The organism is Aeromicrobium sp. 9AM (genome assembly GCF_902506105.1).
GTDB lineage: Bacteria > Actinomycetota > Actinomycetes > Propionibacteriales > Nocardioidaceae > Aeromicrobium.
On the sequence record NZ_LR733303.1, the window covers coordinates 799,155 to 824,119 of the forward strand.

Annotated in this window: 22 protein-coding genes; 16 read left to right on the top strand and 6 right to left on the bottom strand. The window is 68.7% G+C overall.

Going from position 1 to position 24,965, the window contains the following annotated elements; genetic code table 11:
* Positions 1 to 6 precede the first annotated feature (6 nt).
* Positions 7 to 1,311 carry a PTS transporter subunit EIIC gene (locus BOSE46_RS03985; protein ID WP_159538476.1) on the bottom strand — a complete coding sequence of 435 codons (1,305 nt, stop codon included), beginning with the start codon at positions 1,309 to 1,311 and terminating at the stop codon, positions 7 to 9.
* Between the two features lie 35 nt (positions 1,312 to 1,346).
* A complete protein-coding gene (locus BOSE46_RS03990; protein ID WP_201299515.1) occupies positions 1,347 to 2,072 on the bottom strand; it encodes a GntR family transcriptional regulator in 726 nt (241 codons plus the stop codon).
* A 117-nt stretch (positions 2,073 to 2,189) separates the two neighbouring features.
* On the opposite strand from BOSE46_RS03990, the gene nagA reads away from it, so the two are divergent.
* From nagA to ffh, 12 genes are all read left to right on the top strand, one after another.
* Positions 2,190 to 3,392 carry an N-acetylglucosamine-6-phosphate deacetylase gene (gene nagA, locus BOSE46_RS03995; protein ID WP_159538478.1) on the top strand — a complete coding sequence of 401 codons (1,203 nt, stop codon included), beginning with the start codon at positions 2,190 to 2,192 and terminating at the stop codon, positions 3,390 to 3,392.
* A gap of 10 nt (positions 3,393 to 3,402) precedes the next feature.
* Complete coding sequence (locus BOSE46_RS04000; RefSeq protein ID WP_159538480.1) at positions 3,403 to 3,633, top strand: glucose PTS transporter subunit EIIB; 231 nt, start codon at positions 3,403 to 3,405, stop codon at positions 3,631 to 3,633.
* Positions 3,630 to 4,076: a PTS glucose transporter subunit IIA gene (locus BOSE46_RS04005; RefSeq protein WP_159538482.1), complete on the top strand. Its 447-nt coding sequence runs from the start codon at positions 3,630 to 3,632 to the stop codon at positions 4,074 to 4,076. The genes BOSE46_RS04000 and BOSE46_RS04005 overlap by 4 nt, the downstream gene beginning before the upstream one ends.
* A gap of 113 nt (positions 4,077 to 4,189) precedes the next feature.
* Positions 4,190 to 4,390 carry a hypothetical protein gene (locus tag BOSE46_RS04010; protein ID WP_056207586.1) on the top strand — a complete coding sequence of 67 codons (201 nt, stop codon included), beginning with the start codon at positions 4,190 to 4,192 and terminating at the stop codon, positions 4,388 to 4,390.
* A gap of 52 nt (positions 4,391 to 4,442) precedes the next feature.
* Positions 4,443 to 7,997, top strand: coding sequence for a chromosome segregation protein SMC (smc, locus tag BOSE46_RS04015; protein WP_159538484.1), 3,555 nt, complete (start codon positions 4,443 to 4,445; stop codon positions 7,995 to 7,997).
* Positions 7,994 to 8,431, top strand: a complete 438-nt coding sequence (locus BOSE46_RS04020; protein ID WP_159538486.1) for a thioesterase family protein — start codon at positions 7,994 to 7,996, stop codon at positions 8,429 to 8,431. The genes smc and BOSE46_RS04020 overlap by 4 nt, the downstream gene beginning before the upstream one ends.
* 26 nt (positions 8,432 to 8,457) lie before the next feature.
* On the top strand, positions 8,458 to 9,015 hold the full coding sequence (locus tag BOSE46_RS04025; protein ID WP_159538488.1) for an NYN domain-containing protein: 558 nt from the start codon (positions 8,458 to 8,460) through the stop codon (positions 9,013 to 9,015).
* Positions 9,016 to 9,115: 100 nt separating this feature from the next.
* On the top strand, positions 9,116 to 10,201 hold the full coding sequence (ftsY, locus tag BOSE46_RS04030) for a signal recognition particle-docking protein FtsY (RefSeq protein ID WP_159539366.1): 1,086 nt from the start codon (positions 9,116 to 9,118) through the stop codon (positions 10,199 to 10,201).
* Between the two features lie 185 nt (positions 10,202 to 10,386).
* Positions 10,387 to 11,649: an ammonium transporter gene (locus BOSE46_RS04035; RefSeq protein WP_159538490.1), complete on the top strand. Its 1,263-nt coding sequence runs from the start codon at positions 10,387 to 10,389 to the stop codon at positions 11,647 to 11,649.
* A gap of 2 nt (positions 11,650 to 11,651) precedes the next feature.
* Positions 11,652 to 11,990 (top strand): P-II family nitrogen regulator, encoded by a 339-nt coding sequence (locus BOSE46_RS04040; protein WP_056397808.1) that lies wholly within the window; start codon positions 11,652 to 11,654, stop codon positions 11,988 to 11,990.
* A gap of 111 nt (positions 11,991 to 12,101) precedes the next feature.
* Complete coding sequence (locus BOSE46_RS04045; protein ID WP_159538492.1) at positions 12,102 to 14,390, top strand: [protein-PII] uridylyltransferase; 2,289 nt, start codon at positions 12,102 to 12,104, stop codon at positions 14,388 to 14,390.
* Positions 14,391 to 14,559: 169 nt separating this feature from the next.
* Complete coding sequence (ffh, locus tag BOSE46_RS04050; RefSeq protein WP_159538494.1) at positions 14,560 to 16,095, top strand: signal recognition particle protein; 1,536 nt, start codon at positions 14,560 to 14,562, stop codon at positions 16,093 to 16,095.
* Here ffh and BOSE46_RS04055 read toward each other — a convergent pair.
* The gene (locus tag BOSE46_RS04055) at positions 16,092 to 17,060 is read right to left on the bottom strand and encodes a hypothetical protein (RefSeq protein ID WP_159538496.1); all 969 of its coding nucleotides are present in this window, start codon (positions 17,058 to 17,060) and stop codon (positions 16,092 to 16,094) included. The genes ffh and BOSE46_RS04055 overlap by 4 nt on opposite strands.
* 120 nt (positions 17,061 to 17,180) lie before the next feature.
* On the opposite strand from BOSE46_RS04055, the gene BOSE46_RS04060 reads away from it, so the two are divergent.
* The 4 genes from BOSE46_RS04060 to BOSE46_RS04075 all read left to right on the top strand — a co-directional run bounded on the left by BOSE46_RS04060 (position 17,181) and on the right by BOSE46_RS04075 (position 23,035).
* Positions 17,181 to 17,696 (top strand): gluconokinase, encoded by a 516-nt coding sequence (locus BOSE46_RS04060; protein ID WP_159538498.1) that lies wholly within the window; start codon positions 17,181 to 17,183, stop codon positions 17,694 to 17,696.
* Positions 17,693 to 19,078 (top strand): gluconate:H+ symporter, encoded by a 1,386-nt coding sequence (locus BOSE46_RS04065; protein ID WP_159538500.1) that lies wholly within the window; start codon positions 17,693 to 17,695, stop codon positions 19,076 to 19,078. Before BOSE46_RS04060 ends, BOSE46_RS04065 begins: the two co-directional genes overlap by 4 nt.
* A 206-nt stretch (positions 19,079 to 19,284) precedes the next feature.
* Entirely contained in the window at positions 19,285 to 21,018 is a 1,734-nt protein-coding gene (locus tag BOSE46_RS04070) for an ABC transporter ATP-binding protein (protein WP_159538502.1), read from the top strand.
* Between the two features lie 76 nt (positions 21,019 to 21,094).
* Positions 21,095 to 23,035, top strand: a complete 1,941-nt coding sequence (locus BOSE46_RS04075) for an ABC transporter ATP-binding protein (RefSeq protein ID WP_201299516.1) — start codon at positions 21,095 to 21,097, stop codon at positions 23,033 to 23,035.
* Here BOSE46_RS04075 and BOSE46_RS04080 read toward each other — a convergent pair.
* The 3 genes from BOSE46_RS04080 to BOSE46_RS04090 all read right to left on the bottom strand — a co-directional run bounded on the left by BOSE46_RS04080 (position 23,012) and on the right by BOSE46_RS04090 (position 24,952).
* Positions 23,012 to 23,755, bottom strand: a complete 744-nt coding sequence (locus BOSE46_RS04080) for a DUF4190 domain-containing protein (RefSeq protein ID WP_159538504.1) — start codon at positions 23,753 to 23,755, stop codon at positions 23,012 to 23,014. The genes BOSE46_RS04075 and BOSE46_RS04080 overlap by 24 nt on opposite strands.
* 79 nt (positions 23,756 to 23,834) lie before the next feature.
* A complete protein-coding gene (locus BOSE46_RS04085; RefSeq protein WP_159538506.1) occupies positions 23,835 to 24,191 on the bottom strand; it encodes an ArsC/Spx/MgsR family protein in 357 nt (118 codons plus the stop codon).
* A gap of 35 nt (positions 24,192 to 24,226) precedes the next feature.
* A complete protein-coding gene (locus tag BOSE46_RS04090) occupies positions 24,227 to 24,952 on the bottom strand; it encodes a septum formation family protein (RefSeq protein ID WP_159538507.1) in 726 nt (241 codons plus the stop codon).
* Between the last annotated feature and the right edge of the window lie 13 nt (positions 24,953 to 24,965).

The window sequence follows — 24,965 nt, forward strand, 5'->3', positions numbered from 1 at the left end:
GGTCGATCAGGTTGTCGCTGGTGGTGGAGTCGGGTCCGGCGAGGCCGCGCTCGTCGCGGTTGCCGGGGTGTCCATCGGCTGGTCGATGAGACCCTCCATCGACGAGTTGTCCCCGTCCTCGTCGCGGCCTGGTGTCCGCAGGTTCCACTTGCGGATCACGAACCGGAACAAGAAGTAGTAGATCGCGGCGTATCCGAGGCCGATCAGTATCAAGAGACCCGGTTTGGTCGCGATGTTCCAGTTGAGCAGGAAGTCGAACAGGCCTGCGGAGAATCCGAACCCGTCGTGGATGTCCAGCGCGTTGGTCAGGGCGATCGACGTGCCGGTCAGCACGGCGTGAATGACGTACAGCGGCCAGGCGACGAACATGAACGAGAACTCGAGCGGCTCGGTCACGCCGGTCAGGAAGCTGGTCAGCGCGGCGCCGATCATGATGCCGCCGACGGCCTTCTTCTGCGCGGGCTTGGCCTCCTGCCAGATCGCCAGGGCGGCGGCCGGCAGGGCGAACATCATGATCGGGAAGAAGCCGGTCATGAACGATCCGGCCTCCGGGTCGCCGTGGAGGAACCGCTGGATGTCGCCGGCGTACGTGACCCCGCCGGTCTTGTACTCGCCGAACAGGAACCACGGTCCGGAGTTGAGGATGTGGTGCAGGCCCAACGGGATCAGCAGCCGGTTGAGCGTGCCGTAGACGAAGCCACCGATGACGTCGTTGTCGGCAACCCAGTCGGAGACGTTCTTGAGGCCTTCGTTGAACGCCGGGTAGATCAGGCTGAACAGGACCGAGATGATGATCGCCGCGAGCGCCGTGATCATGGGGACGAAACGCCGCCCTCCGAAGAACGCCAGGTAGTCGGGCAGCTTGATCCGGTAGTAGCGCTGCCACAACAGACCTGCGGTGATGCCCATGACGATGCCGCCCAGGACGCCGTAGTTGACCAGCTCCTGGGTGCCGCCCTTGGCCGGCGGGTCCAGGACGAACGGCGACATCGCGTCGCCGACGCCCTTGAACACGAGGTAGCCGACGACGGCTGCGAGTGCGGTGGAGCCGTCGGCCTTCTTCGCCAGGCCGATCGCCACGCCGACCGCGAAGAGCAGCGGCAGGTTGGCGAAGAGTGCGTTGCCGGCTGCGCCCATCACGGCGGCGACCTTGACCCAGCCCCAGCCGTCAGCACCGAGCAGGTCCGGTTGTCCGAGGCGGAGCAACAAGGCCGCTGCTGGCAGGGCGGCGATCGGCAGCATGAGGCTGCGACCGAACTTCTGTAGGGGCGCGAGGTTGAAGCCTCGCCTTCCCGCTGTCGTGCTGGTCATCTTGATTTCCCCTCGGTGTTGGTGGTGCTGCGGACTCAACGTGCGGACGGGCCTCGTTGGAGGCTCATCGACAACTGGTAGCGATCGCCGCGATAGCGGCTGATCGTCTGTTCGACGGGACCGTTCGTCGACGACGCGACGCGGTCGAAGACCATGACGGGCGCGGTCTCGGCGACCTCGAGCAGGTGGGCGTACGTATGGCCGGCCTGCTCGGCCCACGCGGTCTGCTGGGCGTCGGTGATCACGAGGCCGTACGTCGCCTCGAGGACCGCGTAGATCGAGCCGCTCAGGTCCTCGTCGCCGAGCGCCGGGAACAGGTCGTGTGGGTACCAGCTGATCTCGTGCGCCATCGGCTCGTCGTCGGCCAGGCGCAGGCGCTCGATCTCCCAGAGCTGGTCGCCGGGACTCCGGCCGAGCACCTTGGCGGTCGCCTCGCCGGCCGCGACGACGGCACACGAGAGCACCTCGGTGCTGGGCCGGTGGCCGCGCTGTCGCATGTCCTGCGTGAACGATGCGAGGTGCAGGTTGCTCTCGACACGCGGCCGGGTGACGACGGTCCCGCGGCCCGGCACCGTCGTCAGTCGCCCTTCGTTGACGAGGCTGCTGATCGCGGCGCGGACCGTCGCCCGGCTGACGTCGTAGCGCGTCGTCAGGTCGCGCTCGGACGGGATCATCGCGCCGGGCTGGAGCTCCTCGTCGATCGTCTTCAGCAGGGCGGCGCGAAGCTGCGCGTGCTTCGGCAGCAGGCTGTCGTTCAGCACGATCAGCTCCTCTCGACGGGTGCCCGAACCGCTGGTACGATCCGGTACGTACCAGTGAGGATGGACGCGAATCGCCCGGCATGTCAACCCCTACGCACACGAATCGAGGCCCAGACGGTGACAACACTCGTGGAGGCCCGGCGACTCGTGGGGCTGCCTGACGACGAGTCGGGTCAGGGCTGGCTCGAGGTCGCCGGAGACCGGATCAGCGACGCCGGGCGCGGAGCACCACCTCGTACGCCCGATGTCGCCCTCGCCGATGGCGTGCTGGCACCGGGTCTCGTCGACGCGCAGATCAACGGTGCGTTCTCGATCGACTTCGCCGACGCGGACGCCGACGAGGTCCGCACGGTTGCCGAGCGCATGCTGTCGACCGGCGTCACGGCCATGGTGCCGACCTTCATCACCGCGACGGTGGAGCAGCTCGTCGAGCAGGTCAGCCGCTACGGCGCAGCTCGCCGGGCCAGCAACACGGCCGGATCGGCGACGCGGCTCCTGCCTGCCCACGTCGAGGGTCCGTTCCTCTCACCGAGGCGACGCGGTGCCCACCGCGAGGCGCTGCTTGTCGATCCGACACCCGAACACATCGCGCCGCTGATCGAGCTGAGCGACGCGATCTCGTACGTGACGCTGGCGCCCGAGCGCGAGGGTGCGCTCGAGGCGATCAGGGCGTTCGTCGCCGCGGGCATCCGGGTCGCCGTCGGGCACAGCGACGCCACCGACGACCAGGTCCGTCTCGCTGCCGACGCCGGAGCCACGCTCGTCACGCACCTCTACAACGCGCAGAGCCCGTTCCATCACCGGGCGCCCGGTGTCGTGGGCGCAGCGCTCACCGACCCGCGGCTGACTGTCGGGATGATCGTGGACGGGCATCATGTCGAACCGACGGCCGTACGCCTGGCCTTCGCGGCGGCGCCCGGCCGGATCATGCTCGTGACGGACGCCGTGGCCGCGCTGGGCATGCCCCCCGGTGTCTACGAGCTGGGCGGCGACCAGCTCGAGGTGACCGCCGGCCAGCCCGCCTTCCGTGCTGACGGCACGATCGCCGGAGCTGCCGAGACCCTCGACGCCGATCTCGGTCACGCCACGAGCTTCGGCATCGACCTGGTCGAGGCGATCCGCGCGGCAACACGTACGCCCGCCGACGCCCTGGGGTTGACCGACCTCGGCCGGATCGAGCCGGGCGCTCGGGCCGACCTCGTGCTGCTGGGCGATGACCTGCGCGCCCGCACGACCTGGCTCGGCGGTGTCCGGGTCTGGTCGGCCGATGACACGATGCACGAAGGACCGGGAGCCACCGTGGCCTCCGGGACGTTCTAGGAGGAATCCCATGGTCACAGCTGAAGAGATCGTCGCGGGACTTGGTGGCCGCGACAACATCGTCGAGATCGAGCCGTGCATCACGCGGCTGCGCACCGAGGTCGAGGACGCGTCGCTCGTCGACCAGGCCGCGCTCAAGGCTGCCGGCGCGTACGGCGTGGTGATCTCTGGCAACGTCGTGCAGGTCGTCGTCGGTCCGGTCGCCGACACGCTGGCGAGCGACATCGAGGACCTCGATTGACCACCGTGGTGGTCGCCCCCGTCGCGGGCACGGTCGTCGCGCTCGCGGACGTGCCTGATCCGGTGTTCGCCCAGCAGATCGTGGGCTCGGGCATCGCGATCGACCCCGAGCGCGCCGAGTCGACCGTCGTGGCGCCTGCGGACGGCAAGCTGCTCAAGCTCCACCCGCACGCGTTCGTGCTGCTCACCGCCGCCGGCAAGGGCTTGCTGGTGCACCTCGGCATCGACACGGTGCAGCTCGAGGGCGAGGGGTTCGAGCTGCTCGTCGCAGAGGGTGACGAGGTGACGGCCGGCACCTCGATCGTCCGTTGGGACCCGGTGGCGATCGAGGCCGGCGGACGGTCGCCGATCGTGCCCGTCGTCGTGATGGACACGGCACCCGACAGCGTTCACTCGGACGTCACCGGCGCGGTACGCGTGGGGGACGAGATCTTCACGCTCTGACGAGCGAGCAGCCTGTCTGGAAGTTGACCCGAATCGGCTGCGGTGGGAGACTGGCAGACGCAGATCAGCCTCATCTGCCCCTTCCCCTCAGTTCCATTCCGCGGAGATTCTTCATGGCCAAAGCACTCATCGGCTACATCGGAGGCCCGACCTCCGATCAGCTGCGCGAAACCGCCGCACTCCACCGTCGCATCGCCGACCTCGAGGCCGAGATCATGCGCCTCAAGGTCGAGAACGACGGCTTGCTCCGGACAATCCGTGAGCGCGTCGACAACGTCACCGCCGGCGACTTGATGGAGCCTGCCGCTCACTGAAGTCCCAGCGGTCTACGCTGACCTCAATCAGTTGCCGTCGTAGGAGTCAGCGTTGTACCTCAAGAGCCTCACGTTGCGTGGGTTCAAGTCCTTTGCGTCCTCGACGACCCTTCAGCTCGAGCCCGGCATCACGTGCGTCGTCGGTCCCAACGGCTCCGGCAAGTCCAACGTCGTCGACGCCTTGTCGTGGGTCATGGGCGAGCAGGGCGCCAAGTCGCTGCGCGGCGGCAAGATGGAGGACGTCATCTTCGCCGGTACGTCCGGCCGTCCGCCGCTGGGTCGCGCTGAGGTCGTCCTCACGATCGACAACACCGACGGCGCGCTCCCGATCGAGTACACCGAGGTCACGATCTCGCGGACGATGTTCCGCAACGGCGGGTCCGAGTACGCCATCAACGGCAACACCTGCCGTCTCCTCGACGTCCAGGAGCTGCTGAGCGACTCCGGCATCGGCCGCGAGATGCACGTCATCGTCGGCCAGGGCCAGCTCGACAGCGTGCTGCGGGCGACCCCCGAGGAGCGCCGTGGCTTCATCGAGGAGGCCGCAGGCGTCCTCAAGCACCGCAAGCGCAAGGAGAAGGCGCTCCGCAAGCTCGACGCCACCCAGGGCAACCTGACCCGGCTCAACGACGTGCTCACCGAGCTGCGTCGCCAGCTCAAGCCGCTGGGCCGGCAGGCCGAGGTGGCCCGCCGCGCCGCGGTGATCCAGGCGGAGGTCCGTGACGCGAGGGCTCGCATCCTGGCCGACGACATCGTGAGCGCCCGAACCGTCATCGCCGAGGAGCTCGCCGACGAGACCGCGCTCAAGGAGCGCCGCCAGGCCGTCGAGCAGACGATCGCCGCAGCCCGCGAGCAGGAGACCGAGCTCGAGGACCAGCTGCGCGAGGACTCGCCACGGCTGTCCGCCGCGCAGGAGACCTGGTACAGCCTCTCGGGCCTGCGCGAGCGCATCCGGGGCACCGCGGGGCTGGCCAACGAGCGCGTACGCCTGGCCGCCGTCGAGGCCGAGGACCGCCGCGTCGGCCGCGAGCCCGAGGAGCTGGAGGCCGACGCCCGTCGTGCCCAGGAGCAGCTCGAGCAGCTCAGCGCCGGTGTGCAGCAGGCGACCGAGTCGCTCGAGGCCGTCATCGCCGAGCGCAACGAGGCCGAGGTGGCCTACACGGCCGAGGAGCGCCGGGTTGCAGGCCTGCTGCGGGCCGCCGCAGACCAGCGTGAGGGCCTCGCGAGGCTCCACGGCCAGGTCAACGCGCTCAAGAGCCGGGCCACCGCCGCGGGCGAGGAGATCGGCCGGCTCACCGCTGCTCGCGACGAGGCCGAGAACCGCGCCGTCGAGGCGCACCGCGAGTTCACCAACCTCGAGAACCAGATCGCCGGCCTCAACGCCGGGGAGTCGGGGCTCGACGAGGAGCTCGAGGCGGCCGAGGACGGGCTCGCCGAGATCACCGAGCACCTCGCCTCTCTGACGGCGCAGTCGCAGGAGGCCGAGCGCCAGCAGGCTGCGTTCGCCGCCCGCAAGGAGGCGCTCGAGCTGGGCCTGGCCCGCAAGGACGGCGCCGGTGCTTTGCTGGCCGCGACCGACGAGATCAGCGGTCTGCTGGGCTCGGTCGCCGCACTCCTGACCGTACGCGCCGGGTTCGAGACCGCGATCGCCTCTGCGCTCGGCTCGGCTGCCGATGCGGTCGCCGTCGACCACCTCGACACCGCGGTGTCGGCGATGGAGAAGCTCAAGTCCGAGGACCTCGGCCGGGCCGGCATGCTTCTGGGTGGCGGCGAGGTCGACGACTCCACGTGGCCGGGACTGCCCGACTACGCGACGTACGCGATCGACGTGGTCGACGGGCCTGCCTCGCTGCAGGGCGCGCTGCGTCGGCTGCTGTTCAAGGTCGCGGTCGTCGACAGCCTCGAGCAGTCGCAGGACCTGATCCGCCACGCACCCGACGTCACGGCCGTGACGCATGACGGCGACGTCCTGGGCGCGCACTTCGCGGCCGGTGGCTCGACCTCCAAGCAGAGCCTGATCGAGGTCAAGGCTGCGATCTCGCAGGCCGACGAGGACCTGACGCGCGCACAGCACACGCTCGAGCGGCTGCGTTTCGAGCACGAGGCCGCCGACACCAAGCGCGCTGCCGCCCAGGAGCGGGTCGACGCGGCTCTCGGCCGGCTGCACGAGTCGGACGCCACGATGGCCGCAGTCGCCGAGAACCTCGGTCACCTCGGAGCCACCGCGCGAGCCGCACGAGGCGAGGCGGACCGCCTCGCTGCCGCGATCACCAAGGCCGAGGAGTCACAGGCCGGCGACCTGTCCGGGCTCGCCGAGCTCGAGGATCGGCTGGCTCAGGCTGAGGCCGCGCCCGAGGAGGAGCCCGACACGGCCCTGCTCGAGGAGCTGGCCGACAAGGCGTCGGGCGCCCGCCGCGCCGAGACCGATGCACGACTCGCGCTGCGTACCAACGAGGAGCGGGCCCGCGCGCTCGAGGGCCAGGTCACGGCGCTGTTCGAGGCCGCCGAGGCCGAGCGCGAGGCACGCATCAAGGCCAAGGAGCGGCGTGAGCGCCAGCTCCGCGAGGCCGAGACCGCCAAGGCCGTGATCTATGCCAGCGACCTGGTGCTGGCCCGTCTCGAGCAGTCGATCGCGCAGGCGTCGACGCTGCGCACCGAGATCGAGGCATCCCGCACGGGGCGTGAGGAGACACTGCGAGGCGTACGCGTTCAGCTGCGCGAGCAGATCGCCGAGCTCGACGGCCTGACCGACTCGGTGCACAAGGACGAGATGGCGCGCGCCGAGATGCGGCTGCGCCTCGAAGGTCTCGAAGGGCGCGCGCTCGAGGAGCTCGGCCTCGAGGTCGAGACTCTCGTCGCCGACTACGGCCCCGACCAGCTCGTGCCACCCATCACGGTCGAGGGCGAGGACGACTCCCTGCCGGCCGAGGCGGTGCCCTACGAGCGCGAGGCGCAGGTCAAGCGCCTGCGCAACGCCGAACGGTCGATGGCCATGCTCGGCAAGGTCAACCCGCTCGCGCTCGAGGAGTTCACTGCCCTCGAGGAGCGGCACCAGTTCCTCTCCGAGCAGCTCGACGACCTGCGCAAGACCCGTCAGGACCTGCTCGAGATCGTCGAGGAGGTCGACGCCAAGGTCGAGCAGGTCTTCACCGAGGCCTGGTACGACGTCGAGAGCGCGTTCCAGCACGTCTTCAGCCGGCTGTTCCCCGGCGGCGAGGGCGCGCTGATCCTCACCGACCCGCAGAACATGCTGACGACCGGCATCGACGTCGAGGCCCGCCCGGCGGGCAAGAAGGTCAAGCGCCTGTCACTGCTGTCCGGTGGCGAGCGGTCCCTGGTCGCGGTCGCGTTCCTCGTGGCGCTGTTCAAGGCGCGGCCCAGCCCGTTCTACATCCTCGATGAGGTCGAGGCGGCGCTCGACGACGCCAACCTCGGTCGTCTCCTCGAGCTCTACGAAGAGCTGCGGGCCAACTCCCAGCTCGTCGTCATCACGCACCAGAAGCGCACGATGGAGGTCGCCGACGCGCTCTACGGCGTCTCAATGCGCGGTGACGGGGTCTCGGCGGTCATCAGCCAGCGCCTGCGCGAGGAAGAAACGGCCTCTTGACCGAAGAGGGTCCGCGGCTGCGTTCGGACTTCACGGTCCTGCGCACGATCACGACGCGGTGGGAGGACGAGGACGTCTACGGTCACGTCAACAACGTCGTCTACTACTCGTTCTTCGACACCGCGGTCAATGGCTTCCTGATCGAGGCGACCGGCACCGACATCCGTACGCTCGACGCCGTCGGCCTGGTCGCCGAGACGCAGTGCGAGTTCCTGCGCGAGCTCGGCTTCCCGGGCGACGTGCAGGCCGGGCTCGCCGTCACCCGGCTGGGCACGTCGAGCATCGTCTACCGCATCGGCCTGTTCCAGGGGAGCTCTGACGAGCCGGCCGCGATCGGTCGCTTCGTCCACGTCTACGTCGATGCGATCACGCGCAAGGTCACGCCGGTGCCCGACGCGATCCGCGCAGCAGTCACCCCGCTGGTCACTGCATGAGGGTTCTCGAGGCGTAGGGTCCGAGCATGAGCGACCGGACCACGTACGTCCTCGTCGACGGCGAGAACATCGACGCGACCCTGGGGCAGTCGATCCTCGGCCGCCGGCCCAACCCGCACGAGCGCCCGCGATGGGACCGGCTCCTGCAGTTCGCCGAGGACACGTGGGGCCAGCCGGCGACGGGCCTGTTCTTCCTCGCCGCCAACGGTGAGCTGCCGATGCCGTTCGTGCAGGCGCTGACCGCGATCGGCTTCCGCCCGATCGCGTTGTCGGGCGACGCTGACGACAAGGTCGTCGACATCGCGATCCAGCGCACCCTCGCCGAGCTGTCGCACCGTGACGCCGACGTCATGCTGGCGAGCAACGACGGCGACTTCATCGAGGAGCTCGAGCCGCTGGTCGGGACCGATCGGCGTACGGCCCTGCTCGCGTTCCGCGAGTTCCGCAACGCCGGCTTCGTGCCCCTGTTCGAGCGGGGGTTGGAATTCCACGACCTGGAGTACGACGTCAAGGCGTTCAACGACCGGCTGCCACGCATCCGCATCATCCCGATCGATGAGTTCGACCCCAACGAGTTCCTCTGAGTCCTCGCCGCGCCCTGATGGCAACCGCGGCGCTTCTGCATAGGATCGTTGCGTGACCCTGCCTGTGCTGCTCCTGATCATCCTCGCCGTCATCGTCCTGATGGGCGTCGGCATCAGCCTCGTGATGGGCCGCGGTCGCAAGGAGCTCCCGCCTCCGTCGGAGCTCGATCGGGTCACCGAGGAGGTCATCGACCATCCGGAGCACCCCGAGCCGCACCTCGAGGACGAGGAGCCCGCTGCCGCCGTCGACACGATCGAGCGGCCGGAGGCGCCTCAAGGTCGTCTCGTACGTCTTCGCGCCCGGCTCGCCCGATCGCAGGGCACCCTCGGCAAGGGGCTGCTGGTGGTGCTCAGCCGTTCGACGCTCGACGACGATGCGTGGGAGGAGGTCGAGGACACGCTGCTCGCTGCCGATGTCGGCGTCACTGCCACGGACGAGCTCGTCGCCAACCTGAAGACTCGCGTACGCGTCGAGGGCATCGACGACCCCGCGGCCGCCAAGGCCGCGCTTCGCGAAGAGCTCGTGGCACTGATCGACCCCTCGTACGACCGAACGCTCGACTCGACCGGCGCTGACGGCAAGCCCGGCGTCGTGCTGGTCGTCGGCGTCAACGGCACCGGCAAGACCACGACCGTTGGCCGGCTGGCGCGCGTCCTCGTCGCAGAGGAGAAGACCGTCGTGCTCGGTGCCGCCGACACGTTCCGCGCTGCCGCCGCCGACCAGCTGCAGACGTGGGGGGAGCGCGTCGGCGTCCCGACCGTCCGCGGCCCCGAGGGTGGCGACCCGGCGAGCGTCGGCTTCGAGACCGTTCAGCGTGGCATCGCCGACGGCACCGACGTCGTGCTGGTCGACACGGCCGGTCGTTTGCACACCAAGGCCGGGCTGATGGACGAGCTCGGCAAGGTCAAGCGCGTCATCGAGAAGCAGGCTCCCGTGACCGAGGTGCTGCTCGTCATCGACGCCACGACGGGCCAGAACGGCCTGACGCAGGCGCGGGTGTTCGGCGAGGTCGTCGACGTCACGGGCATCGTGCTGACCAAGCTCGACGGCACCGCCAAGGGCGGCATCGTCATCGCGGTGCAGCGCGAGCTCGGCGTGCCGGTCAAGTTCGTCGGCCTCGGCGAGGGCGCGGACGACCTGGCCCCGTTCGACGCCGAAGAGTTCGTCGACGCGCTGCTGTCCTGACCGAAAGATCTCACACGCCTCCGATCGGGGGCTCACGCTCGACGTAACACGGTGTTTACACAGCGCCCGCATTCGTGATCCGGATGCAACATGGGTGGGCGAATACCGAAACCCTCCGACGCCAGTCTGTTCGGCAGCAGTTCGTCCCTCGTCCTGCTGCTGCACACACTTCTTTCGGAGGTTTCATGGATACCGGCGATACCGCGTGGATTCTGGCCAGCTCGGCCCTGGTCCTGCTCATGACGCCAGGACTGGCGTTCTTCTACGGCGGCATGGTCCGCTCCAAGACCGTGCTCAACATGATGATGATGAGCTTCCTCGCCCTGGCAATCGTGCCGGTGCTGTGGGTCCTCTACGGCTACTCCCTCTCGTTCAGCCCTGACGGCAACCAGTTCCTCGGTGGCTTCAAGCGGCTCGGCCTCGACCACGTCAGCGTGGGCACGGCCTACGGCACGATCCCCGAGTACGTCTTCGTGGCCTTCCAGCTGATGTTCGCGATCATCACGGTCGCGCTGATCAGCGGTGCGATCGCCGACCGCGCCAAGTTCGGCGCCTGGGCGCTGTTCATCGTGATCTGGATGACGGTCGTCTACTTCCCGGTCGCGCACTGGGTCTTCGACTTCGGCGAGAACGGTGGCTGGATCGCGACCAAGCTCAAGGCGTTCGACTTCGCCGGTGGTACGGCGGTCCACATCAACGCTGGTGCCGCCGGACTCGCCCTCGCGCTGGTGCTCGGCAAGCGCGTCGGCTGGAAGCGCGACCCGATGCGTCCGCACAACCTGCCGTTCGTCCTGCTCGGTGCCGGTCTGCTGTGGTTCGGCTGGTTCGGCTTCAACGCCGGATCCGCCGTGGGCGCCAACGGTCTCGCCGGCCTGGCATTCGTCAACACCGCGGTCGCCACGGCTGCGGCCATGGTCGGCTGGCTGCTCGTCGAGGTCGTCCGTGACAAGAAGGCCACGAGCCTCGGTGGCGCCTCAGGTGCCGTGGCCGGGCTCGTCGCGATCACCCCCGCCTGTGGCACGGTCTCGCCGCTCGGCTCGATCGCGATCGGCGTCATCGCCGGCATCCTCTGTGCGCTGGCTGTCGGACTGAAGTACAAGTTCGGCTACGACGACTCGCTCGATGTCGTCGGTGTCCACCTGGTCGGCGGCATCGTCGGCACGCTCCTGATCGGCTTCTTCGCGACGAAGGGCAACACGGGCGGCATCGGCAGCATCTTCTACGGCGGTCACTTCGAGCAGTTCGGCAAGCAGGCGGTCGCCGCGTTCGTCGTCCTCGCCTATTCGTTCGTCCTCACGTTCATCATCGGTAAGTTGATCGACGTGACGATCGGGTTCCGCATCAGCGAAGAGGATGAGGTTCTCGGCATCGACCAGGTCGAGCACCTGGAGACCGCGTACGACGAAGCCGGAATCATCGGCGGGTCCGCTCTGAAGACGGGAGTCTGAACATGAAGCTGGTTACAGCGGTCATCAAGCCGCACAAGTGGGAAGAGGTCCGCGAGGCCCTCGCTGCTGCGGGCGTCGCCGGCATGACGGTGACCGAGGCGAGCGGCTATGGCCAGCAGAAGGGACACACCGAGGTCTACCGCGGTGCTGAGTACGACGTCTCGCTGGTCCCCAAGATCCGCCTCGAGGTCGTCGTCGACGACGCCGACGTCGAGAGCGTGGTCAGCACGATCACCGGTTCGGCGCAGACCGGCAAGATCGGTGACGGCAAGGTCTGGGTCATCCCGGTCGACTCGGTCGTGCGCGTTCGCACGGGCGAGACGGACGAGGCAGCTCTCTAGGGCTGAACGACCATCAACGGAGCCGCCGCAGCACCTGACCGGGTGCTGCGGCGGCTCTGTGCTGTGTGTCCGGCGCCTGCGTCACGCGGGCCCCTGCGTACGATCACCACCGTGACCCACGAGTTCGACAAGGCCGCCCTCGCGCAGCAGCGGAGCGACCGGGCGCTCGAGGCCGATCGCCGGCTGCGGCAGCTGTTCGCCGCGGCGGTGCCGGCGGACGGCACAGACCCGCGCGAAGGGCCGGGCATGGCGCTGGTCGCGGTCGGCGGCTACGGCCGCTCCGAGCTCTCCCCGTTCAGTGACCTCGACGTCGTGCTGCTCCACGATCCGTCCGTCGACGAGTCCGTCGTCCGCGAGGTCGCCGAGGCGATCTGGTATCCGCTCTGGAACGACGGGGTCGCCCTCGACCACTCCGTGCGTGACACGGTCCAGATGCGCGCCGCTGCCGCGACGGATCATCGCGCCGCGATGGGCATGCTCGACGCACGTACGGTGGCCGGCGACTCGGGACTCGTCCTGACGTTGCGCTCCCAGGTGCTCGCCGACTGGCGCCGCGACGCGCGTACGCGGGTCGAGGAGGTGCGCGACGCACGCAACTCCCGCATCGAGCGTTCCGGCTGGCTCGCCCACGCTGCCGTGCCCGACCTCAAGGAGTCCGGGGGAGGGCTGCGCGACAGCGTGATCCTGCGTGCGCTGGTCGCTACCTGGCTGATCGACGTGCCCCACGGGGAGTCCGAGGCGTTGCGATCCGACCTGCTCGACGTACGCGACGCGCTGCACCAGACGGTCGGTCGCCGGGTCGAGCGACTCGACGCCGAGGTCATCCCGGACGTCGCGCGCTTCCTCGGCATGGGCGCGGAGGAGCTCGACCTGCACACGCGTCAGCTCGGCCGCCGCATCGCCCACCTCGCGTCGCTGTCGTGGCACAAGATCGACGCCGCCCTGGCACCGCCGGCCAAGCGCAGCATCACCCCGACCGGGCCGGCCGTGACACCGCTGGCCGAGGGCGTCGGCGTCCTCGACGGCGAGGTCATCGTGACCGGGAAGGCCGATCCGACGACGGATCCCGAGGTTGCCCTGCGCGCCGCTGCGGCGGCCGCGCGCGCAGGCCTCCCGCTGGGTCCGGGCTCGGCCGTGCGCCTCGCTCAGTCGATGGGCGAGCTGCCCGATCCGTGGTCGCCGTCGTCGTCCCGGCTCATGGTCGACCTGCTCAGCTCGGGCCGAGGCCTCGTACGCGTGTGGGACGAGCTCGACTTCGCCGGCGTCATCGACCTGCTGCTGCCCGAATGGGTCGCGATACGCCTGCGTGGGTCCTCGTCGCCGGTGCACCGGTTCACCGTCGACCGGCACAGCCTCGAGACCTGCGTGTACGCCGCCAAGGTCAAGCGCGACGTGGCCCGCCCCGACCTGCTCGCCGTCGCTGCCCTGCTGCACGACATCGGCAAGGGCGTCGAGGGCGACCACTCCGAGGCCGGCGAGCCGATGGCCGTACGCATCGCGCAACGCTGGGGCTTCAGCGACGAGGACGCTGCCGTCGTCGGCAAGCTCGTGCGCTGGCACCTCCTGCTGCCGACGATCGCCACGCGTCGTGACATCGAGGACCCGTCGACGGCAGCCAATGTCGCCGAGATCGTGGAGACCGAGGACTTCCTCGATCTGCTGGCCGCCCTCACCGCGTCCGACGCGCAGGCCACCAGCCCGGCCGCATGGTCGCCGTGGCGGCAGGGCCTGACCGACGGGCTCGTCGAGAAGGTGCGTGAGGTGCTCGACGAGACCATCACGACGCCGACCGCCGGCGACTACGAGGGCTGGCCCGCCGACGTGCCGATCCCCGAGCACGGGGCCATGGGACCGGCCGACTTCGCGCTCACGGTCGAGGGTCACCAGGGTGGTTCGCTGCTGACGATCGTCACCGCCGACCGGCAGGGCGTCATGGCCGACCTCGCCGGTGGCTTAGCGCTTGCGGGGCTGGCGATCCGGTCGGCGCGCACCGTCACGCTCGGCGGCGCTGCGGTGTCGCTCTGGGAGGTGTCGCGGTCCGACATCGACCCGGCGCGGCTGACCGATCGGTTGCGCCCCGCGATGGCAGGAGAGCTCGACCTGGCAGGTCGCCTCGAGCTCTCGTCGATCCACGACGCACCCGACGCGCGCGTGCGCCTGCTCGACCGGCTCTCGGAGACCGCGACGCTCGTGGAGGTGCGCGCGCAGGACCGCCGAGGGCTGGTGTGGACCGTCTGTGACCAGATCGCCTCGCTCGGCCTCTCGATCCGCTCGGCACACATGTCGACGTACGGCGACGAGGTCCGCGACGTGTTCTACGTCGTCGACGGCGAGGGCCACCCCCTCGACGATGCCACCGCGACGACCCTGCGCGACGGCCTCGCGACGGCCCTCACCTGACCCTGGGGCGGTGAGTGAGGGCCCACTTGCGTCCAGCAGCGGTGGCTCAGGGCCCACGTGCGGCGCCTCGGTGGGCGCTAAGTCACCGCCCACGAGGGGGAGGGGCCACGGGGTCTCGGTTAGAGTTGACCGAACCCCTTTCTCTCCATTCGAGGATGACGACCGACGTATGTTCGACACCCTGCAAGACCGCCTGCAGTCAGCGTTCAAGAACCTGCGCGGCAAGGGTCGACTCTCCGAAGCTGACATCGACGCCGTCGCGCGCGAGATCCGCGTCGCGCTGCTCGACGCGGATGTCGCCGTGCCGGTGGTCCGCGACTTCATCGCCAACGTCAAGGAGCGGGCCCGCGGCGCCGAGGTGAGCCAGGCGCTCAACCCCGCCCAGCAGGTCATCAAGATCGTCAACGACGAGCTCGTCACGATCCTCGGCGGCGAGACGCGACGCATCCGCTACGCCAAGAACCCGCCGACCGTCATCATGCTCGCCGGCCTCCAGGGTGCCGGCAAGACGACCCTTGCGGGCAAGCTCGGCCTCTGGCTCAAGGGCCAGGGCAAGTCGCCGATGCTCATCGCGGCCGACCTCCAGCGGCCCAACGCCGTCAACCAGCTCCAGGTCGTCGGTGAGCAGGCCGGCGTCAAGGTCTTCGCCCCCGAGCCCGGCAACGGCATCGGTGACCCGGTCAAGGTTGCGACCGACGGCCTCGCCGAGGCCCGCCGCACCCTCCACGACGTCGTCATCGTCGACACCGCCGGCCGCCTCGGCATCGACGAAGAGCTGATGCAGCAGGCCGCCGACATCCGTGCCGCGGTCGATCCCGACGAGGTGCTGTTCGTCATCGACGCGATGATCGGCCAGGACGCCGTGGTCACCGCCGAGGCGTTCCTCGAGGGCGTCGACTTCACCGGCGTCGTGCTGACCAAGCTCGACGGCGATGCCCGTGGTGGCGCGGCGCTCTCCGTACGCTCGATCACCGGCCGGCCCATCATGTTCGCGTCGACCGGTGAGAAGCTCACCGACTTCGACGCGTTCCACCCCGACCGCATGGCGTCGCGCATCCTCGACATGGGCGACATGCTCACCCTGATCGAGCAGGCCGAGAAGGTCATCGACACCCAGGAGGCCGAGAAGGCCGCCGAGAAGCTCATGGGCGGCTCGTTCACGCTCGATGACTTCCTCGCGCAGATGGAGGCCATCTCCAAGATGGGCTCGATGTCCAAGCTCGTCGGGATGCTGCCGGGCATGGGCGCCATGAAGGAGCAGCTCGCCAACTTCGACGAGCGCGAGGTCGACAAGATCAAGGCGATCATCCGCTCGATGACGCCGGCCGAGCGCAACAACCCCAAGATGATCGACGGCTCCCGTCGCAGCCGCATCTCCAAGGGTTCCGGCACCGAGGTCAAGGACGTCAACCAGCTCGTCGACCGGTTCTTCGATGCCCGCAAGATGATGCAGCAGATGGCCAAGGGCGGCGGCGGCATGCCCGGTATGCCCGGCATGCCGGGGCTCCCCGGTGCCGGCAAGCGCGCGGGTGCGAAGCAGAAGCCGCAGCAGAAGAAGAAGGGCAAGCGCGTGTCGGGCAACCCCGCCAAGCGCGCTGCCGAGGCCGCAGGCGCCACCAAGAAGGACGGCGCGAGCGCGTTCGGCTTCCCGGCTGGTGGCAACGACGAGTTCGAGCTGCCCAAGGAGCTCAAGGACCTGCTCTAGGCAGGATGCATCGCTCTGGTCCTCAAGCGGCGGTATGTCGTGAGGGCGACGATGAGCAGGCACGTGGCGGCGGCGACCGAGTCGGCCAGCAGCTCGGCGCGGGCACTGACCTCGTCGTCGTAGGGTGCGGCGACGAACGGCACGACGACGCCGTTGAGTGCCGGCCCCATGGCGAGCCAGAACGCATGGGCCGCCGTCCACCGGCTGCTGCGTGACCACCTGCCAACGCCCAGCACGACCGCGGTGATCACGGCCGCCGCAACGAGGAGCGACGCGCCGTTCTCGGCCGGCAGGTAGAACAGGAAGGCGATGAACCCGAGGCCAGCCAGCAGCCAGATCGGCGGGACGGCGAGATGCGTGGTGGGTCGCCGCTGCCACGACAGCGCGACTGCGACCAGCAGCGCGACCACGCCCAACGCTACGACGACCTGGTGCGGTGCCGCCTGGAAGCCGTGCCCATCCTCGTCCTTGACGCCGAAGTGGTTGACGATCGTCGCCAGGACGTACAGCACGCCCACGATCCAGAGGCCGCGACGACCGAGCCAGGGCCCAGCCGACCGGCGGGACCACGCCTCGGCGATCACGATGGGCACCGAGATGCTGACGACGACGTGTCCGGTCACGAATGCGACCAGGTAGTAGAGGCTCACGTCGACACCGTCGATGTGGACCGGGTGCTGGAAGTCGTAGCGGGCGTAGTCAGGGTTGAACAGGGACTGGTCGACGACGCCGGCCTGGAAGGCCCCGAACGCAGCGGCGAGGAGCAGGATCGTCGGCCAGCCCCGGCCGGATCGGCGCGCGACCTCGCGGATCAGCACGGCCGCTCCGCCGTACATCGGTCCCAGGAACAGCACGACCCAGAGCATCTCGGTGAACGGGATGCCGCCCCAGGACATCTCCGCCATCCACGGGGCGATCACCATCAGGGCGAGGACAGGTGCCCAGCGGGTCGATGGTGGCTGCATGGCCAGAGCGTATGGATCTCATCGCCCGGCACGCATCGGCCGGAGGTCTAGCGCCGGCCCGCCGAAGGTCGGACATCTCCCGCGGGTGCGCCCAGGCCCCGGCGGCCATACGTTGGGGGCATGGGGAAACCACCGCTCGTCGTGGTCATGGGCATCTCGGGTGTCGGCAAGTCTGCCGTGGGGCACGAGCTCGCTGACCGGTTCTCGCTCGACTACGCGGACGGCGACGACTTCCACTCCGAGGCCAACATCGCCAAGATGTCGGCCGGCACACCGTTGACCGACGAGGACCGCTGGCCCTGGCTGGCCGACATCGGGGTGTGGCTGCACGAGCACGACGCCGATGGCGGGGTCATCAGCTGCTCGGCGCTCAAGCGCGCCTACCGTGACGTCCTCGTCGACGCCGCCCCACGTACGTACTTCCTGCACCTCACCGGCGACCACGACCTGATCAAGTCGCGCATGGAGCACCGCGACCACTTCATGCCCGCCTCGCTGCTGGAGTCGCAGGAGAAGACGCTCGAGCCGCTGCAGGACGACGAGAACGGCTGGGCCTTCGACATCACCCCGTCACCCGCCGAGATCGTGGACGCCTTCGCCGCCCGCGCCGGCCTCGACCAGGAGGACACCGCATGATCACCAGTACGCTCATCGCCGCGGCGCCGCCCGAGCCGGTCAAGGCCGTGGCCGGCACGGGCCAGCTCATCACCGCGGCACTCGTCGGTGTCGCGGTGCTTGTCGTGCTGATCACGTTCTTCAAGCTGCACCCGTTCCTCGCCCTGATCCTCGGCTCGCTCACGGTCGGCGCGATCGCCGGTCGCAACATGCTCGACGTCGTGGGCAGCTTCAGCACCGGCGTCGGCGACACGGTCAAGGGTGTCGGCATCCTGATCGCCCTGGGCGCGATGTTCGGCAAGCTGCTCGCGGACTCCGGCGGTGCGGACCAGATCGTCGACACGATCGTCGGGAGGTCCAGCCAACGCATGCTGCCGTGGTCGATGGCCGCGATCGGCGCCATCATCGGGCTGCCGATGTTCTTCGAGATCGGGTTGGTCCTGCTGATGCCGGTCATCTTCCTCGTCGCCAAGCGCGCCGAGCGGTCGATCATCGCGCTCGGCATTCCGGCGCTCGCCGGACTCTCCGCGATGCACGGGTTCGTACCTCCGCACCCCGGGCCGCTGGCGGCCATCCAGGCCGTCGACGCCGACCTCGGACGTACGTTGGCCCTCGGCATCCTGGTCGCGATCCCCACGATCGTCGTCGCGGGTCCGCTGTTCGCCCGGTTCGCCGAGCGTTGGGTGCCGGTGCCGGCGGGCGACCTCTACGACGCGACCACCGAGAAGCGCGAGGTCCGGCCCAGCTTCGGGATCACGCTGGCCACGGTGCTGCTGCCGGTCGTGCTGATGATGGGCAAGGCGTACTCCGACATCGCCCTCGACGAGGGGACCGGACCACGCAAGGTCCTCGACTTCATCGGTGAGCCGTTCGTCGCCCTGCTGATCTCGGTGATCGTCGCGATCTTCACTCTCGGCCGGGCGTCGGGGATGGACAAGGACGACATCAGCGACGTCCTCAACAAGTCGTTGCCCCCGATCGCCGGCATCCTCCTGATCGTCGGCGCCGGCGGCGGGTTCAAGCAGACCCTGATCGACACCGGCATCGCCGAGGTGGTCGCCGACTTCGTCGAGGACAGCGGTGTCTCGGTCCTCCTGCTGGCGTGGCTCGTCGCGGTGCTGATCCGTGTGGCGACGGGTTCCGCAACGGTGGCGACGATCACCGCCGCCGGCATCATGTCGCCGATCGCCCAGGACCTCGGCAGTACCGAGGTGTCGCTGCTCGTGCTGGCGATCGGTGCGGGGTCGGTGTTCTTCTCGCACGTCAACGACGCCGGCTTCTGGCTGGTCAAGGAGTTCTTCGGGCTGTCGGTCGTCCAGACGATCAAGAGCTGGTCGATCATGGAGACGATCCTGTCGGTGACGGGCCTCGTCGTCGTGCTGGGCCTGAACCTGGTGGTGTGAGTCCCGGTGGTTGAGGCGCGGAGGCCGCCCGCGGCCGAAGCCTCGAAACCACCTTGATTGCGCCGGGACTTCATCTCACCGGGTTTCGTCATCTGACGCCTTCGGCGTGACGCGCTCAACCTGCCCTGAGCGTTCGCTCGCAGAGCTCGCTCAACTCAGGACATCTGTCATGAATTTGTGACAGGGCGGCGAGATACCCTGAGGCAATGCTCATTCCGCTCCTGCGGACGTACCTTGCGCCTTACAAGAGGCCGATCGCACTCGTCCTGACCTTCCAGCTGATCCAGACCCTCGCCAACCTCTGGCTGCCCGGACTCAACGCCGACATCATCGACAAGGGCGTCGTCCAGGGCGACACCGGCTACATCGTCCGCACCGGCGGGATGATGCTGATGGTCACCGTGATCCAGGTCGTGTGCACGATCGTCGCGGTCTACTTCGGTGCCCGCACCGCGATGGCGCTCGGCCGTGACCTGCGCGCAGGCGTGTTCAGCAAGGTCGAGACGTTCGCCGCGCGCGAGATGGCACAGCTCGGGGCGCCCACGCTCATCACCCGTTCGACCAACGACGTCCAGCAGGTCCAGCTCATCGTGTTCCTGGCCCTCACGCTGCTGGTGGCAGCACCGATCATGTGCTTCGGCGGCATCTTCATGGCGCTGCGCCAGGACGTCGAGCTGTCCGGGTTGTTGCTGCTGGTCCTGCCGGCGCTGATCATCAGCATTGGCCTGGTCATCCGGCAGATGAGACCGCTGTTCCGGGTCATGCAGGTCAAGATCGACGGCATCAACGGCATCATGCGTGAGCAGATCATGGGCATTCGCGTGATCCGCGCGTTCGTCAAGGAGCGCTACGAGGCGAAGCGGTTCGGCGACGCCAACCGCGAGACGATGGAGGTCGCGATCGCCGTCGGTCGCCTGACGTCGATGATGTTCCCGATCGTCATGCTGATCATGAACGTGTCGGTCGTCCTGGCCACGTGGTTCGGTGGCTACCGCATCGGCAGCGGTGAGCTGCAGGTCGGCACGCTGACGGCGTTCCAGAACTACCTCGTCCAGATCCTGATGTCGGTCATGATGGCGACGTTCATGCTGATGCTGTGGCCGCGCGCCGAGGTCGCCGCCGAGCGGATCACCGAGGTGCTCGACACCGAGCCGAGCGTGCTCGCGCCGGACGACGCGGTGCAGGTGACCCTCGATCGCGGCCAGCTCGACATCCAGGGCGCGTCCTTCGCCTTCCCCGGTGCCGAGCACGACGTGCTGCACGAGATCGACCTGGTGGCGCGGCCGGGTGAGACGACCGCGATCATCGGCTCGACCGGCAGTGGCAAGTCGACGTTGCTGGGACTGATCCCGAGGCTGTTCGACGCCACGGCCGGCTCGGTCAGCATCGACGGTCACGACATACGCTCGCTGCACCCGGAGAACGTCTGGTCGTCGATCGGCCTCGTGCCTCAGCGGCCGTTCCTCTTCAGCGGCACCGTGGCGTCCAACCTGCGCTACGGCCGACCCGACGCCACCGATGAGGAACTGTGGGACGCGCTCGAGATCGCGCAGGCCAAGGACTTCGTCGAGCGTATGCCCGAGCAGCTCAACGCCCCGATCTCCCAGGGCGGCACCAACGTCTCCGGCGGGCAGCGCCAGCGGCTCGCGATCGCCCGGGCCATCGTCAAGCGGCCGCCGATCTACCTGTTCGACGACTCGTTCTCCGCGCTCGATTATGGGACGGATGCCGCGCTGCGGGCCGCCATGCGTACGGCCACCGCCGAGGCGACCGTCGTGATCGTCGCCCAGCGGGTGTCCACGATCCGCGACGCCGACCGCATCGTCGTCCTCGACGAGGGCCGGGTCGTCGGCACCGGGACGCACCACGAGCTGATGCAGTCCTGCGAGGTCTACCGCGAGATCGTGCTGTCCCAGCTGACCGAGGAGGAGGCCGCATGAGCGAGCGAAGCGAGCGAAACGAAAGAGTGCTCAGGCCGTCGCCTGCGATCCTTGCCCTTTCTCTGCAGGTGACGGCATGAGCGGTAGAGGCCCCGCGCTCGCGGGCATGGGGATGCCGCCGGCGCGGGCCAAGGACTTCAAGGGCTCGCTGCGGCGCCTCATCGACCGGCTGCTGCGTCAGCGCATCATGGTCTGGGGCATCGTCGGGTTCGGCGTCGTGGCCACCACGATGGCGGTCATCGGACCCAAGGTGCTGGGACACGCGACCGACATCGTGTTCACCGGCTACCTCAACGGCCAGTTCCCTGACGGAGCCACCAAGACGGAGGTCGTTGCGCAGCTGCGCAACGAGGGCAACGACAAGCTCGCCTCCTTGGTGTCGTCCGTCGACCTCCAGCCCGGCGCCGGCATCGACTTCCACGGCCTCGGGCTGGTGCTCTCGGGAGTGCTGGTCCTCTACGTCCTCGCGTCGGTGCTGCAGTGGTTCCAGGGGGTCTTCACCACGACGGTCGTGCAGAAGACCATCACCGACCTGCGCGACGACGTCGAGGCCAAGATCAACCGGCTCCCGCTGTCCTACTTCGACCGTACGGACCGCGGAGAGGTGCTCTCGCGCACCACCAACGACATCGACAACATCGCCCAGTCGTTCCAGCAGACCATGAGCCAGCTGTTGACCTCGATCCTCATGGTCATCGGCACGCTCGTCATGATGCTGGTCATCTCGCCGTTGCTGTCGCTCGTCGCACTGCTGACGCTGCCGCTGGCGTTCGCCATCACCAAGGCGGTGACCAAGAGGTCGCAGCCGGAGTTCATGAAGCAGTGGGCCAGCACCGGGCGCCTCAACGGCCACATCGAGGAGGTCTTCACGGGCCACGAGGTGGTCAAGGTGTTTGGTCGTCAGCAGGAAGCCCGCGACGAGTTCGACACCCGCAACGACGCGGTGTTCGCCGCGTCGTTCAAGGCGCAGTTCATCTCCGGCGTGATCCAGCCGGTCATGATGTTCGTGTCCAACATCAACTACGTGCTCGTGGCTGTCATCGGCGGCCTGCGGGTCGCGTCGGGCACCCTCAGCATCGGCGACGTGCAGGCGTTCATCCAGTACTCCCGGCAGTTCACCCAGCCGCTGACGCAGGTCGCCTCGATGATCAACCTGCTGCAGTCGGGTGTCGCCTCCGCCGAGCGGGTGTTCGCCCTGCTCGACGAGCCCGAGGAGCGGCCGGACGAGGCCGACGCGCCGTTCCCCGACCCCATACGCGGCCGGGTCGTCTTCGACGACGTGTCGTTCTCCTACCAGCCAGACGAGCCGCTGATCGAGCACCTCGACCTGACGGCCGAGCCGGGCCAGACCGTCGCGATCGTCGGCCCGACCGGCGCCGGCAAGACGACGCTGACCAACCTCGTCCTCCGGTTCTACGACATCCAGGGCGGCCGCATCACGCTCGACGGCGTCGACATCGCCCGGATGGACCGTGGGCTGCTGCGCGACAACTTCGGCGTCGTGCTGCAGGACACCTGGCTGTTCAAGGGCGCGATCCGCGACAACATCGCCTACGGCGCACACCGCGCGTCGGAGGAGCAGATCCTCGCGGCGGCCGAGGCGGCGTTCGTCGACCACTTCGTGCGCACCCTGCCCGACGGCTACGACACCGTGATCGAGGACGAGGGCACCAACGTCAGCGCCGGTCAGCGCCAGCTGCTGACGATCGCGCGGGCATTCCTCGCCGATCCGGCGATCCTCGTGCTCGACGAGGCCACCAGCTCGGTCGACACCCGCACGGAATCGCTGGTCCAGGGCGCGATGGAGCAGCTGCGCTCGGGCCGTACGTCATTCGTCATCGCGCACCGGCTCTCCACGATCCGCGACGCCGACCACATCGTCGTGATGGAGGACGGCCAGATCGTCGAACAGGGAAACCACGACTCGTTGCGGGCGGCCGGGGGAGCGTACGAGCGCCTCTACTCGGCCCAGTTCGCCGCCCCGGCGACCGACTCAGCGGTTGGCGCCCTTGAGTGAGCCCGTGCTGGTGCCACCCTCGGAGACGAGGCAGGTGACCTCGGGATCCACCTTCCAGGAGTCCTTGAACGGTCGCAGGTAGGCGATGACGAGCTCGGTGCTGTCAGCCGGCACCCCGACGTAGTCCTCGTACCGCTGCACGCAGCCCGCCTCGGCGAGCCGGTCGACCTCGGGCTGGCCGGGGAAGTCCCCGTCGCCGAGATCGAAGTTGGCGAAGGCCTCTTCGCGGTGCGGCTTGCTGCACGGGGTGAGCTCGACCGTGAGCTGGGTCGAGGCGCTCGGCTCCTTGGTGAGGCAGTCACCGGTGCGGATGTTGCCCACGAGCACGTGGCCACCTTCGACGACCTGCCCCGAGGAGTCGCGTTCGGGCTGGCTGCTGACGATGGCCACGATCGCGATGACGAAGCCCGCGACCCACAGCACGCTGATGATGAGTGCTGAGATCGCCATGCCCTTGCCATGAGGACGACCGTCCTTCGACCGGACGAGCACGATGATCGCGAGGATCACCGCCGCGATCAGGGTCAGGACGAAGAATCCGAAGATCGCCAGCACGAGCGCCGTGATCGCCATGGCCTTCGACGGTGCTGCGGACGGCGGGGGGTAGGCGCCCTGGGGTGCGGAGTACGCCTGACCGGGATAGGGCTGCTGGGGATATGGCTGTCCCGCCGCCGGCCAAGGCGGCTGGAGCGGGTCACGTGGCGGCTGCTGCTCGGTCATGAGAATCCCCTCAGGCGGCGCTGCGTACGCCGACGCGACAGGCTAACCCAGCGGGAGCCGCTCCATGGCGAAACGGTGATCAGTGCGCCAGGAACTCCGCGACCCGGTCCTTGGGGCGGCCGATGATCGCCCGGTCGCCACGGATGAGCACGGGCCGCTGCATCAGGCGCGGATGGTCGACGAGCAGGTCCGCCACGGCCTCGGCCGTCACGTAGTCGTCGGCTTCGAGGCCCTGCGCCTTGAAGAAGCCGTCCTTGCGCACGAGCTCGGCCGGCGGGTCCTCGAGCTTGCCCAGCAGGTCGAGCAGCTCAGCATGGTCGAGCGGCTTCTTGAGGTACTGGACGACCTCCGTCTCGACGCCGGCCGACGACGCTTCGTCGAGCGCGTGGCGCGAGGTCGAGCAAGCCGTGTTGTGCAGGATCGTCACGTCAGACATGTCGCGAGCATACGACCGTCAGTCGGGAGACGGACTCAGCGGCGGGAGTTCTTCAGGGTGCCGGTGCTTGGCTTGCCCACGGACACCATGCAGGCGACATTGCGGTTCTTCTCCCAGCTTCTTTCGGCCGGCAGGATGTAGGCGATGTCGAGCTCGGACTTAGCGGCTTCGACCCCGACGAATGCCCCGAAGCGGTCGACGCAACCGATCGTGGTGAGTCGTTCGACCTCCTTGTCGCCCGGATAGTCTCCGCGCTCCAGGTCGAAGGTGGCGTACGTCTCCAGGGCGTGCGGTTCGGCGCAGGGCGTGACGTCGACCGTGTACATCACCTTGTCGTCGAATCCGTTGACGATGCAGTCTCCCGTCCGTACTTCGGTGACCAGGACCTCGCCGCTCCGCGTGACCGCCCCGGACACGTCACGGTCGGCGTCGTCGGCGGCATCGCCGATGAGGACCGCGACGATCAGGACGATCCACAACGGGATGATGACCAGTGCCGCGATCGCCATGCCCTTGCCATTGCCGGGGCGGTGCTTGGAGTCGCTGATGACCTGGATCGCGAGGATCAACGAGATGATCCAGGTGATGAGCCCCGGGAAGCAGGCGAGCCCCAACGCCCACCCGGCCTTGGTCTTGGACGGCGGCGGCATGGAGCGCCGAGGGTCGTACGACTGCGGTCCGCCTGTCGGGTAGCTCGGGAAGGCGGGAGCGTACGGCTGACCGGCCGGGGGCTCGGTCGGTGGTGGAACCTGGTCGCTCATGGTGTCCTCGGGC